At 46.7% G+C, this 12,562-nt stretch carries 13 protein-coding genes; 10 read left to right on the top strand and 3 right to left on the bottom strand.

What is annotated here, in order from left to right:
* Positions 1-18: 18 nt before the first annotated feature.
* From JNUCC22_RS15795 to JNUCC22_RS15760, 8 genes are read left to right on the top strand one after another with little or no spacing between them, the layout of a single operon-like run.
* Positions 19-1,149, top strand: a complete 1,131-nt coding sequence (locus JNUCC22_RS15795) for a DegT/DnrJ/EryC1/StrS family aminotransferase (protein WP_012118481.1) — start codon at positions 19-21, stop codon at positions 1,147-1,149.
* Positions 1,146-2,075, top strand: a complete 930-nt coding sequence (locus JNUCC22_RS15790; protein ID WP_020956362.1) for an NAD-dependent epimerase/dehydratase family protein — start codon at positions 1,146-1,148, stop codon at positions 2,073-2,075. Before JNUCC22_RS15795 ends, JNUCC22_RS15790 begins: the two co-directional genes overlap by 4 nt.
* Complete coding sequence (locus JNUCC22_RS15785) at positions 2,041-3,297, top strand: aminotransferase class V-fold PLP-dependent enzyme (protein WP_032867002.1); 1,257 nt, start codon at positions 2,041-2,043, stop codon at positions 3,295-3,297. The genes JNUCC22_RS15790 and JNUCC22_RS15785 overlap by 35 nt, the downstream gene beginning before the upstream one ends.
* A gap of 11 nt (positions 3,298-3,308) precedes the next feature.
* Positions 3,309-4,190, top strand: a complete 882-nt coding sequence (locus tag JNUCC22_RS15780; protein ID WP_032869646.1) for a GNAT family N-acetyltransferase — start codon at positions 3,309-3,311, stop codon at positions 4,188-4,190.
* Positions 4,163-4,921, top strand: a complete 759-nt coding sequence (locus tag JNUCC22_RS15775; RefSeq protein ID WP_039063663.1) for a WbqC family protein — start codon at positions 4,163-4,165, stop codon at positions 4,919-4,921. Before JNUCC22_RS15780 ends, JNUCC22_RS15775 begins: the two co-directional genes overlap by 28 nt.
* Positions 4,884-5,561, top strand: coding sequence for a PIG-L deacetylase family protein (locus JNUCC22_RS15770; protein ID WP_124692722.1), 678 nt, complete (start codon positions 4,884-4,886; stop codon positions 5,559-5,561). The genes JNUCC22_RS15775 and JNUCC22_RS15770 overlap by 38 nt, the downstream gene beginning before the upstream one ends.
* A 7-nt stretch (positions 5,562-5,568) precedes the next feature.
* Positions 5,569-6,489 carry a TIM barrel protein gene (locus JNUCC22_RS15765; protein WP_124692723.1) on the top strand — a complete coding sequence of 307 codons (921 nt, stop codon included), beginning with the start codon at positions 5,569-5,571 and terminating at the stop codon, positions 6,487-6,489.
* Positions 6,464-7,699 carry an MFS transporter gene (locus tag JNUCC22_RS15760; RefSeq protein ID WP_080130097.1) on the top strand — a complete coding sequence of 412 codons (1,236 nt, stop codon included), beginning with the start codon at positions 6,464-6,466 and terminating at the stop codon, positions 7,697-7,699. Before JNUCC22_RS15765 ends, JNUCC22_RS15760 begins: the two co-directional genes overlap by 26 nt.
* Positions 7,700-7,742: 43 nt before the next feature.
* Here JNUCC22_RS15760 and JNUCC22_RS15755 read toward each other — a convergent pair whose 3' ends face one another.
* Positions 7,743-8,204: a GNAT family N-acetyltransferase gene (locus tag JNUCC22_RS15755; protein ID WP_007613857.1), complete on the bottom strand. Its 462-nt coding sequence runs from the start codon at positions 8,202-8,204 to the stop codon at positions 7,743-7,745.
* Between the two features lie 132 nt (positions 8,205-8,336).
* On the opposite strand from JNUCC22_RS15755, the gene JNUCC22_RS15750 reads away from it, so the two are divergent.
* Positions 8,337-10,127, top strand: a complete 1,791-nt coding sequence (locus JNUCC22_RS15750; RefSeq protein ID WP_216061883.1) for a zinc ribbon domain-containing protein — start codon at positions 8,337-8,339, stop codon at positions 10,125-10,127.
* A gap of 40 nt (positions 10,128-10,167) precedes the next feature.
* Here JNUCC22_RS15750 and JNUCC22_RS15745 read toward each other — a convergent pair whose 3' ends face one another.
* Positions 10,168-10,878 carry a zinc ribbon domain-containing protein gene (locus JNUCC22_RS15745; RefSeq protein WP_216061882.1) on the bottom strand — a complete coding sequence of 237 codons (711 nt, stop codon included), beginning with the start codon at positions 10,876-10,878 and terminating at the stop codon, positions 10,168-10,170.
* A 437-nt stretch (positions 10,879-11,315) separates the two neighbouring features.
* Between JNUCC22_RS15745 and JNUCC22_RS15740 the strand changes: the two genes are divergently transcribed.
* Positions 11,316-11,948, top strand: coding sequence for an NAAT family transporter (locus tag JNUCC22_RS15740; protein ID WP_216061881.1), 633 nt, complete (start codon positions 11,316-11,318; stop codon positions 11,946-11,948).
* A 20-nt stretch (positions 11,949-11,968) separates the two neighbouring features.
* On the opposite strand, the gene JNUCC22_RS15735 is transcribed toward JNUCC22_RS15740, so the two are convergent.
* Positions 11,969-12,526 (bottom strand): GbsR/MarR family transcriptional regulator, encoded by a 558-nt coding sequence (locus JNUCC22_RS15735; protein ID WP_216061880.1) that lies wholly within the window; start codon positions 12,524-12,526, stop codon positions 11,969-11,971.
* Positions 12,527-12,562: the final 36 nt, after the last annotated feature.

Raw genomic sequence — 12,562 nt, 5'->3', positions numbered from 1 at the left:
TCTTTTCACAGACCTGATATGACAAACGAAGAAATCGCAAGCGTAACCGAAACGATTCAATCGGGCTGGATTTCGAAAGGCCCGAAGGTAATCGATTTTGAAAAAAAGCTGGGAGAATGTATAGGAGCCGAACACGTCATCAGCTGTAATTCAGGCACCGCTGCATTACATATGGCTTTATTGGCGCTCGGTGTGGGAGAAGGCGATGAAGTCATCGTGCCGAGCTTCACGTTCTGTTCCAGTGTCAATGTCATCCTGCACGCCGGAGCCGTTCCGGTGTTTGCGGATATATGCGAGAAAAGTCTATGTGCCGATCCTGAAGATGTCAGGAAGAAAATAACGCCGCGCACAAAAGCGGTAATTGCGGTTCATTTTGCCGGCTATCCGGCTGATCTGGAAAACTTGCAATCCATTTGTAAAGAAAACGGATTGTATCTGATTGAAGACGCCGCTCATGCGCTCGGTACAAAATATAACGGAAGCATGATCGGCACTCACGGCGATGCCGTGTGCTTCAGCTTTTATGCCACCAAAAATATTACAACGGGGGAAGGCGGAGCCCTCGTTATGAAAGACGAACAGGCCGCAGAAAGAGCGAGGCTGTACGGATGGCACGGCATCACAAAAAATGCCTGGAACCGGTACGGTGAAAAAGGCAGCTGGAGATACGACGTTTTACTGCCGGGCTTTAAATATAATATGACGGATATTCAGGCCGCGCTCGGTCTGGTTCAATTGAAGCGCGCAAACGACATTCAAGAAAAACGGGAACAGATCGCTCAATTTTATGTACGTGAACTGTCAGGTCAATCTGACAAAGCGGCGCTTCCGCTTTCTGACATTCCAAGCGGCATAACGCACTCATGGCATTTATTTATTTTGCGGATTCGAGAAAACGGCGGTATGGACAGAGATCTGTTTATTGAGAAAATGAAAGAAAAACAAATCGGGCTGAGCGTGCACTTTATTCCCGTGCATTTGCATCCTTACTATAAAAAACATTTTCCTGCCGAGCTTCCGGTAACTGAACGTGTTTTCCGGGAGATCGTATCACTGCCTCTTTACAGCCAGTTATCAGATGAGGATTGCAGCTATATTGTCAAGTCTATAAAAGAAGTTTTGACTATCAGCCAGGAGGTAGGATCATGAAACATATTGCGATTATCGGAGGGGCCGGTTTTATCGGAAGCGAACTGGCGGCATTATTACAGGCTAAAGGTTATCACACCATCATTGCAGACCAAAAGAAACCGGCTTTTGACACTGAATACCGCCAAACGGATATCCTTGACCGGACGTCCCTCCGCGAATCACTGCGGGGAGCGGATGCGGTTGTCCATTTGGCGGCAATGGTCGGAGTGGACAGCTGCCGAAGCAATGAAGAAGACGTCATACGGGTCAATTTTGAAGGAACGAAAAACGTCACTGAGGTATGCGGTGAATTGGGAATCAGCACACTTCTTTTCTCATCGAGTTCAGAAGTGTTCGGAGATTCACCGGATTTTCCTTATACCGAGACAAGCAGAAAGCTTCCGAAATCGGCTTACGGAAAAGCCAAACTGCAATCAGAGGAATATTTGAGAGAACAGGCTTCCGACGAACTTCATATTCGGGTCGTCCGGTACTTTAATGTATACGGGCCGAAACAGCGCGAGGATTTTGTCATCAACAAGTTTTTCAGCCTGGCCGAGAATGGCTCTGAGCTGCCTCTTTACGGGGACGGCGGACAAATACGCTGCTTCAGCTACATCAGTGATATCATCACCGGAACTTATCTCGCTCTCATTCATGAAGGAGCCGTCTTTGAAGACTTCAATATCGGGAACGACCAGCCGATCACGATAAAAGAACTGGCTGAAAAAGTCAATGTGCTCTCAGGCAGAGAGAAGGATAACTATCTGTTTAAAAAGCTGGGCGAAGACGGCGTGAGGGGAAAAGACATCGAGATTTTTAAACGGGCGCCGTCAATCGAGAAGGCGAAACGTTTGCTCGGTTACGCTCCGAAAGTAAGTCTGAATGAAGGCCTGGAGATCATAAAAGATGAAAGACAAAAGCACAAACTTTCACTTTCCTAAAAACCCGGAAGTGGTCAAATATCCCGTTTATCCCGGACAGTTTTCCGTCAGCGGCCGTCTGCGCGCAGTGAAACACTTGCTTACTGCCGGACAAAGCGGACTGACTGAAAAACTGGAAAAACGTTACGGGAAAGGGGTTGTGCTGACCTCCAGCGGCAGTGCGGCACTGGTGCTCGCATTAACTTATTCGGGGGCCGGGCCGGGGAAAGAAGTGATTTTCTCATCCTTCAGCTGCCCGAATGTCATTGATGCCGTACTGCAATCCGGTGCGACGCCTGTGTTTGCGCAGCTGGATGAGCATCTATTCTTATCTTTTGAGGATGTCAAAAAAAAAGTGACGAGGCGTACGTGTGCGGTTATCCTCACACATGTATACGGCCGGAGAGAAAATACCGCCATCATTGACTGGGCGAAGGAAAACGGAATTGCTGTCATTGATGATGCCGCTCAAGCCATGTTTACAAAACAAGCCGATACATTTGCCGGCGGTTTGGGCGATTTCGGCATTTTAAGCTTCGGCCCCTCAAAGCCGCTTGCGAGTATCGGAGGCGGCGCGTTAATCGCGCCGAAAGAATGGCTTCGGCAAAAAGCAAATCTCCCGATGGAACAGCGCAGCCAAGTGGCAGCTGACTATCGAATCTATATCAGAAATCAAAGAATCCAAGCTGTAATGAAACGGAAACGGCATCATCCTATTTCATATATGTTTAGAAAAGCGGGCGCCATGCCTTCCATGAAAGCCACAAAGCTCGAAGCTCTGCCGGATAAACCGGCTGTTGTACCCGTGCTTCGTATGCATCCGGCAAGGGAAGCCATTATTGATGATCAGCTTTCACGTATAGATCAGCTTGTAACAGCTTCGCTCCGAAACTTAGAGACGGCGGGAGAAATCTTTGCAAAGGCGGAAGAAACAAACGGCATAAGAATGATCCAGCCCCAAGAAGGAGAACATCTGAATTATTTAACAATTGTATTTCCCCGGGATGAAGAGCGGTACGGGTGTTCCGTTTATTTAGCTGAAAGAGGCATCCAAACATGCTGGAACTATCTTCCCCTCGGACGTATTCCGATTTATGAAACATACGCGGGGGAAGGCGGGGAAGACCCGCTTTGGAAGAGAGTTCTTTCCCTGCCGTTTAAACCTCCTCTTCAAAAGGAGCAAGTCAGATATATAGCCGAATCCGTTTTATCATATTGTGAGCAACAGAATAAGACTGAATAGTGGTGATAACTATGCAAAAAACAGCAGTATGCACGACCCGCCAGGCATGGGATCGGGCCGCTGACATGTATCAGGCGGGATTGTTTCAAAGCTATGATTGGGGAATCCTCATGGAAGAGCTTCCCGGCACGTCATTTCACCCTGTCAGACTGACAACGGACGGAGGACAAGTCATCTATCTTCCGCTTTTTGAACAGAAGGGCGTATTATCCGGCAATATGATCGGATACGGCGGCGTTATTTCAGATCGCCCCATCTCATTTGAATGGCTTCAAAGTGAAATCCAGGCCATATTCGGCCGGAACATATCCCGGATGCTGCTGCCGTACGGTCAGACTTCTTTTACAGAAGAAATCAGGGAAGGATGGACGGAAAAGGCAACGCGGATTCTTTCGCTTCCGGACACGTTTGACGAGCTTTGGACGGGCATTTCCGGAAAAGCCCGGACGGCAGTCAGATACGCTGAAAAAGAGAATATTGTCACCCGGCTGATCGGGCGAAAAGAACTTGGCGCGTTTTATGACCTCTACAAAGAGCATACGGCGGCAATCGGCGCGGCTTATGTGCTGAGCCAGGGCTTTTTCCAAAAGCTGCTTGACACGTTTGCGGACCGAATGTTTTGGGTCGGAGCATATCAGGATGAGACGCTGATCAGCAGCAGTATTTTTCTCTATGACCGCTCTCATTTCTATTATTGGCAGAATGTAAACAGCCTGGCGGGAAAAAAAGCGCAGGCCTCTTACTTATTGATGCGTGACGCCCTGCAATTCGCCATTGGCCGCAAGCTTCAATGGGCTGATTTTGGCTTTTCACACAGTAAAGAAATAGCGAGACCGAAACGATATTGGGGAGCTGAAGAAAAACAATGCCGACTTTTTACGAAACCGGAATGAAAACAATAAGCGGCCATCAATCCAGTTATCTGCCGTGGTACGGTTTTTTTGAAAAAATGTATAAGTCGGATATGTTTGCCATTCATGACACAGCCCAATTTGAGAAAAAAGGATTTCTCAACCGCAACAGAATCAAAACGCCGCAAGGCCCCAGATGGCTGACAGTGCCTTTGCAGATGAAACAATATAAAGACATAGAGCTTCGGCATATGAAAATCGACCAGACACAGGATTGGCGGAAAAAACATTGGATGGCGATTAAGATGAACTATGCGAAAGCTCCCTATTTTGAGCGATACCAGCATTTTTTTCAAGATGTCTATCAGCGGGAGTGGGAATATCTCCATGATTTGAATATGCACATCATTGAATTTTTCCGAAAAGAGCTCCGAATTGAAACGCCGCTCTGTTATGTCTCTGAGCTTGAATGCCGGAAGGAGAAAAAAAGCGATTTTGTTTTAGCGCTTTGTCAGGAGCTGGGGGCGGACCGTTATTATTCAGGCAGTCAGGGTTCCGACTATTTAATAGAAAGCGATTTTGAAAGAAACGGAATTGTCATTGAGTATCAGCAGATCCGACATTTTGGCTATCCTCAATTATTCGGGGAGCATATCCCTCACCTCTCCATGCTTGATATGCTGATGAACTGCGGAGCGGATACAGCTGAAATGTTAGTTAAAGGAGGGCAATATGATGAAAGTAATGGTATTTGCAGCGCATCCCGACGATGAAATTATCGGCGTCGGCGGCACGCTCGCCAAACATGTCCGCCAAGGTGACAGCGTGTCGGCAGTCATTATGGCGGAAGGCAAATCATCAAGAAAAACGGATTACGAAAAGCCTGAAGATTCCGTTATGGAGCATTCTAATCAAGAAACGGAGCAGGCGCTCAGCACTTTGGGCATCCTTGATTTTGTCAGGCTGAACCTTCCTGATAACAGAATGGATTCAATGGATTTGCTGGATGTCGTGAAGGAAGCGGAGAAACAAATCAATCGTTTTCAGCCTGACATTGTGTATACCCAGTACGGCGGTGACATTAATATTGACCACTCTGTCGTATTCAGAGCGGTCATGACGGCAACCCGTCCGCTTCCCGGTCATACGGTAAAACGGGTTTTTGCCTATGAAACATTGTCTTCGACGGAATGGAATTACTGTCAGAAGGATCAGTTTCATGCCAATTTCTTCGTTAATATTGAAGACGAGCTTGAAACGAAATTGAAATCGATGGCGTGTTACGGTTCCGAGCTCAGAGACTTCCCTCATCCCCGCTCTTTGCAGGCGATCGAACATAATGCCCGTGTGTGGGGAGCAAAAGCGGGTTTTTCGGCTGCGGAAGCGTTTATGCTTGTGAGAGGAACATGGTGACTGTCCTATGATTGCTCAAATTCCGTTTTTCGGACTTGATCCGAAGCAAATCGATGAGAAATGGGTGGAAGCGGGATACGGTCTGGAAGCGAATATTTTTGACGGCCATTCCTTTGAGGAAGCGGATTATCTCAAAACATTCAATCAGACGCTGGAATATGCGAAACAGCTTGATCCTTCATTATTGACGCTGCATTTCCCGACAGACCATGCCGATTATGTGCATGAAGATCACATCAAAAAACAGCTTTATCACTTTGCGGAGCTCGCTGTGAAATACGGCGCCAAAGGCATAACCGTTCATGCGAATCAATTTATGACGGTTGAGGAATTTCAAGTCTATGACCTGGAAGGAAACCGTAAAAAAATCGTTGAGTTTTTCGCGGAGTTTGATGAGCGGCTGAAAGGGACGGACATTTGGATCGGTGTGGAAAACCTTCCGATCATCGGGAATCTGGGAGAGGATTTTGATCCGATTTTCATTTATCCTGAGGATTTTACAGAGCTGGTGCAGCTGGATCTGAAGCATGTCGGTATTACGTGGGATCTGTGCCATTGGGCGATTACCTATCAGACTCACTTATCTTCCGCGCTTATGTTCAGAAATGATCAGCTGAAATATCCCGATTTCTTTCAGTTTCTGTCGATAAAAGAGAGCATTAAGCATTATCACTTCAGCTCATTTCGCCAGCTTGCGTTCCCGCATGGGGGTGTCCGCTGTTTTGAGGGCCGCCATCCGAGTGAAGGGACGATCGCTGAGGAGCTGCTGAGACGGGCTGCCGATACTTTGCAGGTGCTTTATCGGAATCAAGATACCGGCATTGTATTTGAGGTGATGGAAGAGGATTATACGGAAAGACGGGAATCATGGAGAACGCTGGAATGGTTCGGCGGTGTTTCTGATGACGAGGATCAAAAAAGGGCCTGATATGACATATCGAACACCGAACTATGCAAAGCTTTGGTGTGCACAGGTGTTTTCTTCAGCAGCGGACGGGGTCTGGCTCATTGCTCTGCCGCTGTTAGTGTTAGAATTGACCGGCAGCAAAATTCTTGTCGGCGTTATTTCTTTTATCGAACTCGTGCCCTTGACATTTGGCGTGCTGGCGGGGCCGCTGATTGATTTATTCCGAAAAAAGTCGATCTTGTATTTGTGCAATACGGGCCGGGCCGCCATTATGATCCTCTTGGCGGTGCTCAGCGCGAACGATTTATTAACCGTGTGGATAGCCGGGGTGTGCGCCTTTTGTCTATCTCTGCAATCGATGCTGTTTGCGCCGGCGAAAGTCGCGATCATTCCGCTGCTCGTCCGCAAACAGCATCTTGATCAGGCGACATCTCTGATCAATACGAGTGACTTGATCGGACTCATCGTCGGAAAATTGATCAGCGGGATCATGATTGCGGCTATTCCGTTCGGGCTGCTGTTTGCCATAAACGGCACTGCTTTTTTGATCTCTGCGGCATTTATCGCGTTCATTCGTATTTCAGAACAGCCCGATGAAAAAAGCAACGGAACTGAAGATGTAAAAGCCGGTTACAGAATGCTGAAAGGAAATGCGGCATGGCTGACATCGGTCGGATACTTTTTCGTCGTAAATCTCGTCATTGCCGGCCTTATTTCAGTAATGGGGCCGATTCTTGCTGTGGAGCGTTTTCAGCAGAACTATTCTGTATGGTTTGCCGTCATGTATTCAATGTTTCAGGCGGGGATGCTTTTGGGCAATCTGGCCGTATTTTTCAAATGGAATACAAAACGCTTGAACCGGCTGTACCCGCGGACGTTAACGGCAGCGGGACTGCTCATTATGCTCCTGTTTTTTCCCCTTCATGGGTTTGAGTGCATCATTTTCCTGGTGCTTGGCATCATCATCTCGTATATTGATGTGCAAACGGTGCTGTATTTCCAAAAGACGGTTCCGGCTGCATATTTCGGAAGGGTCTTTGCACTGATTTTTTCCATTGTCAAAATGGGTGAACCGCTGTCGGCCGCTGTCTACACAGGGCTTCTGCTGTTGATGAATGCGGATTATATTTTTGCGGCGGTCGGACTGACCCTTACGATCGTTTTTGCTATTTTTTCAGTCAGACAAGGGAGTCAAAGAAATACAGAGAAACAAGCGGATCAATCCGTCTGAATGGTAAACGAAGGGGCGCCGATGTCAGCCGGCGCCCTTTTTATCATAAATCCAAATAAAGCCTTATCATATCCCGGCATTGAATGCCGTTTTCAAAAATGTCTTCATCATAATGCCTGATAAAAAAATCATGGTCGACAGCCTGAATGCGGAATCCGCATTTTTGATAGAGTGACAGCTGATGAATACTGGAATTTCCGGTGCCGATTTCAATCGTGTCAGCTCCCGATTGTCTCGCTTTTTCAATGGCATCTTGCACCAGCTGTTTTCCGAATCCCCTGTTCTGCAGCGATTCTTTTACCGCGATGTTTACGATTTCTATCGTTTTAGGCCTTGTTTGCAATAAAACGTAAACCCCTGCAAGCTCGTCTGACGTCCAAGCCGTATAGCATTCTCCTCTTACAAGATAATCATCGACAATCTCCCTCGACGGATCGGCCAGCAGCAATAGTTCATACAGCGCTTCATCCGGCTCCGCGGCTTTTCGGATACTCAGTTTTTGCATGTCTGTTTCTCCTCCTCTGTTATGATCGACAGCTATTTTTTCAAAATAACTCCAAAATCATTCTACTTTATTATAAAATATGAAACATAGGAAAAGTTATACAAGTTTTGCAGATTGAATAGGAGGAAAGTCATGTTTTTTTGTAAGTATTGCGGCCAGCAGAACAACGAAGAGGCGCATTTCTGTAAAGAATGCGGAAAACCGATCGGGAAAGGAAGCCGGCTGGAGCGGCAGGCGGCTGTAAGAACGGCTGAACCTGCTTCACAAATGAGAAAGCCGATCCCTAAAAAAACGCTCTTCATATGGGGCGGCATTGCCGCAGCGCTGATTTTATTGATTGCCGCATATAAAACCGGAGCCTGGCTGACATCTGAAAAAAGGCTCACAGATCAATTCGAACAGGCGGTTCATGACGGGGACACGAAAAAGCTCGCAGCCCTGCTCACTCCTTCAGACAAAAAACTGAAGCTGAATGAGACCAATGTCAAACCGCTCCTTGCATACGCAAAGAAACACGATGAACTGCTGGCATCGCTTCGCGGCAATTCATCAGAAAAAGATGCGGTATACGTCAAAAAAGAGGGAAAAACCCTTCTTTTGTTTGACCATTACGAACTGAAAGTCGATCCGGTTTATTTCCGCGTCACCAGCAATTATAAAGGCGCCGATCTTTATATCAACAGCGAGAAAACAGGTACGGTCAAAAAAGCCGATGAAACCCAAATCTTCGGCCCGTATGCACCCGGTGTCTACACGGCGGAAGCCAAGCTTAAAAATGAGACGGTTGACGTTGTCAAAAAGCAAGAGGCAGAGGCGGCCGGCAGCCGGAATGTTGAGTTTGACCTGCCGTTAGATGCCGAGGATGTGACATTCACTCCGGCAGAGAGCTTCAAAAGCGCGAAAGGCGATCTGCTGATAAACGGCAAGTCCGTCCATAAAGATCCGTTTACATCCGTTACATACGGTCCGCTCTTAACTGACGGTTCCATGACAGCCGCCGTGGAGGCTGATTTTCCTTGGGGGAAAATGAAAACTGCCGATGTTCCGATCAACAGTACTGATGTGGACTTAACGCTTATCCCGGATCAAGATACACAACAAACAATCATGGACACGATTGTCAAAACAACGAAGCAGTATACAAAAGCGATGGCAGACGGAAATACCGATCAGATGACCGAGGCTGGTTCCGCCTGGAAAGAGCAGACGAAAGAAGTGGTATCCGGCATGAAGAGTTCCGGCACCTTTTTGAAGGATCAGTATAAAGAGACAAGCTTTGATCTGGATTCATTTGCGATTTCTCAAGAGAACGGCCGCTGGCAAGTAACTGTTACGGGTAAAGAGCTTCATGAGTCTGCTTATTTCGACGGGAATACGAAGCCTGATATGGAAGAGGCTGAGCCGAGCTTTCATTATGTACTCTCATATGATACAAAACATAAAAAATGGGTTTTCGAAAAAGCTGACCCTGCCTCAGATTCTTCTGGGACAAATGTAAAAAAAATAAAAAACGGCCAGCCGAAAACCTATACATCAGCATGGGCATCTTCCAAAGGAAACACAGCTTCAGGCAGCGTGACAAACGAGCAAGTCACAACGTTTATGACTGATTACCTGACAAATCAATCAAGCGCCGTCAGCCTTAACAATTTTGCCATCATGGCGGGCAATTTAGAAGAGGGGAGCCCTTTGTATGCAGATCAGCAGAAACTGGTCAAAAAACTGCACAGCGAGGGAACGACCGAAGTATTTAATGAAGTGAATGTCAAAAGCTTTTCACAGAAAGGCTCTCATCTGACGATTCATACGTACGAGGAGTTTTATATTACGAAAGCCGGCGGCAGCCCGAAGCTCAGAACATACAATTGGACGTATGGCGGCGTTGTTAAAGACGGAAGAATTTATTTAACATCCATTCAATAAAAAAACCCCCGCGCCAATCAGGCGGCGGGGGTTTCCGTTTTTAAAAGAAGAAATAATTCATGAGTTCTTTTATATAATGCTTGATCGTGAATTGAAACGTTACACAAATGATCAAATAGATGACGATAACAGAATAAATGATATCCGCCTTAGTAGTGAGCTGATGCTGATAGCTCGCCAGCATGAGCGGAGGCACGGCAAACGCCGCTCCTAAAAGACCGACAGCCAGAATGGTAAAGCAAACGGTTGTATGAAGCAGCATAAAAATGAGGGCAAGAAGCAAAATAGCTATAAACGGAATCAAAAAGGCCCCGAATCTGGACAGCGAATCTTTAAATGACACCTGCGCGCCGCCGGCCTTTAAAGCGATAAAAATCAAGAGATACAGGCAAAAAACGCATAATGCAAAGGTAAGCGCCGGTTTGATCACAACCGCGGTAAAACTGACGTCACGAAAGCCGTCTGATAAGAGAATATAAAACATAATCGGCGTCACCAGGCAGAAAAGCACCATGTTGATGATGCTGCTGACAAGCTGTTCGCCGCCTGTCGTTTTACATGTTTGATACGGTCTCTTTAACACATCAAGCACGAATAAGGCAAATTGCTTTGAAGCCTGCTTAGCCGCGGCGCCGGCCTGAGCGGCCTGGCCTTGCGTTTGGCCTGCGCCTCCCTGCCCGGGCTGGGGCGCCCCGCACTTTTCACAAAACTTTCCGCCATCAGTTTGATGGCCGCATTGAGAACAATACATTCTAAAACTCCTTTTACAAGTAATGTAGGTATTTTGTTCAATATTTACATTATAAAAGAAAATAGGGCGGATGTAACGGAGTTTTCTAAAGATATACAAATCACTTTCTCTATGAATTGATAATAGAGAAAAAGTACCCATTATGGTAGAATTTTAATGAAGCTGATGGATATCATGTCTCTCGGCGCATTGATTCAGAGTAAAAAAGGAAATTAACGCATGCTGAAAAAATTGAAAATGCTTTATCGGCTGTTGAAATTCGGAAAAGGCTTATGGAGATAACAAACAGAAAAAACCGTCCTTACAAGGACGGTTTTTTCTGTTTCCGGATCGTCCGGCTGAGGTTATAAAAAGCAGACCCCGGGGTAAAAACCATGCATAAGAAACAGCGGAGAACAAAACATAACTCAATAACGGCAAGTCATAAGGAGGTACGCATGTTTTCATTCATCATTCATGTCTTCATTTCACTGTTTGCAGTCTCCAATCCCATCGGAAACGTGCCGATTTTTCTTTCACTGACGGAAGGGTACTCGGAGAAAGAACGGACAGCGATCGCGCGCAAGGCTTCCGTGCTGTCGTTTATCATCTTGGCGGCTTTTTTAATCTTCGGCCATCTGATCTTTAAACTGTTTGAGATTAACATTCATGCCTTACGTATCGCGGGCGGCATTTTTATTTTCGGCATCGCTTATAATCTTCTGAACGCGAAGAAATCTCATGTACAGTCCCTTCATCATGAAGAGAAAGGGGAAAGCAAGGAGAAAGCCGATATATCCGTGACGCCTTTGTCGATTCCGATTATCGCCGGACCCGGTACGATCGCGACGGTGATGAGTCTGTCGGCCGGCCATGGCGGCATCTTCCATTACATCAGCGTGCTGATCGGCATTGCGGCCGTCATCGCGATGACGTTCATCTTCTTTCACTATTCATCTTTCATCAGCAATAAGCTCGGGAAAACCGAAATGAACGTCATTACCCGACTGATGGGGCTGATTTTGGCGGTGGTGGCGATCGGCATGATCGGCGCCGGTCTGAAAGGCATGTTCCCGATATTGGTTTCCTGACTTAAAAAAGCAGCGCCCGGTTATCTTCGGGTTCTGCTTTTTTCTATTTTCGGCACATGCTGAAACACTTCTTCACTCTCAAAAAATTCTATCAAACGGCTCAGCCAGTCATAATAATGGAGCCAATCCGTCAGTTCATCCAAAAGCTGACGGGCTTTTTCTTTAATATCGGGACTGAGATTTTCCGATTCCAGAAGCTCAGTCAGCTCGCGGTTCAGCTTTTTATAGAGCATTTTGTTTTTGCTGACCGCCTTTGTCCAATTTGCCGTAAACAGGGAGATGAACGTCTGGTAATAATCACGCTCCACGTCGTAAAGGTCTTTGCGAACGCCCTTTTCAAACACTTTTTCAGCCAGATTGGCGTCAGTCATTTCGCGGACCACCTGGCTCATCCTCGTTTTGCTCATCCCGGTTGCCTCTGACAGCTCATTTAACGTCATCGGCTTGCGGTTCATATAAATAATACCGAGCACACGTCCCAGTGTGGCCGGCATTCCGAATGTATGCATATTCTCGGCGATTCTCTCAATGAGATGCTCTTCAGCATGCCCGATGATATCAAGAGCGTTTTTTTCCACGGCTGATCATCCCTTCACTGGCTTTTCATGCTGACA

Origin of the sequence: Bacillus sp. JNUCC-22 (assembly GCF_018861275.1) — a bacterium.
Lineage (GTDB): Bacteria > Bacillota > Bacilli > Bacillales > Bacillaceae > Bacillus > Bacillus velezensis.
The sequence above is the reverse complement of the archived record's forward strand: the minus strand, read 5'-3'. Positions and strand labels throughout refer to the sequence as shown.

Coding starts and splice junctions, on each gene's coding strand:
- JNUCC22_RS15795 (WP_012118481.1), top strand. CDS start 19: ATGACAAACGAAGAAATCGCAAGCGTAACCGAAACGATTCAATCGGGC.
- JNUCC22_RS15775 (WP_039063663.1), top strand. CDS start 4,163: ATGCCGACTTTTTACGAAACCGGAATGAAAACAATAAGCGGCCATCAA.
- JNUCC22_RS15760 (WP_080130097.1), top strand. CDS start 6,464: ATGACGAGGATCAAAAAAGGGCCTGATATGACATATCGAACACCGAAC.
- JNUCC22_RS15755 (WP_007613857.1), bottom strand. CDS start 8,204: ATGCAAAAACTGAGTATCCGAAAAGCCGCGGAGCCGGATGAAGCGCTG.
- JNUCC22_RS15750 (WP_216061883.1), top strand. CDS start 8,337: ATGTTTTTTTGTAAGTATTGCGGCCAGCAGAACAACGAAGAGGCGCAT.
- JNUCC22_RS15780 (WP_032869646.1), top strand. CDS start 3,309: ATGCAAAAAACAGCAGTATGCACGACCCGCCAGGCATGGGATCGGGCC.
- JNUCC22_RS15770 (WP_124692722.1), top strand. CDS start 4,884: ATGAAAGTAATGGTATTTGCAGCGCATCCCGACGATGAAATTATCGGC.
- JNUCC22_RS15790 (WP_020956362.1), top strand. CDS start 1,146: ATGAAACATATTGCGATTATCGGAGGGGCCGGTTTTATCGGAAGCGAA.
- JNUCC22_RS15785 (WP_032867002.1), top strand. CDS start 2,041: ATGAAAGACAAAAGCACAAACTTTCACTTTCCTAAAAACCCGGAAGTG.
- JNUCC22_RS15745 (WP_216061882.1), bottom strand. CDS start 10,878: ATGTATTGTTCTCAATGCGGCCATCAAACTGATGGCGGAAAGTTTTGT.
- JNUCC22_RS15740 (WP_216061881.1), top strand. CDS start 11,316: ATGTTTTCATTCATCATTCATGTCTTCATTTCACTGTTTGCAGTCTCC.
- JNUCC22_RS15765 (WP_124692723.1), top strand. CDS start 5,569: ATGATTGCTCAAATTCCGTTTTTCGGACTTGATCCGAAGCAAATCGAT.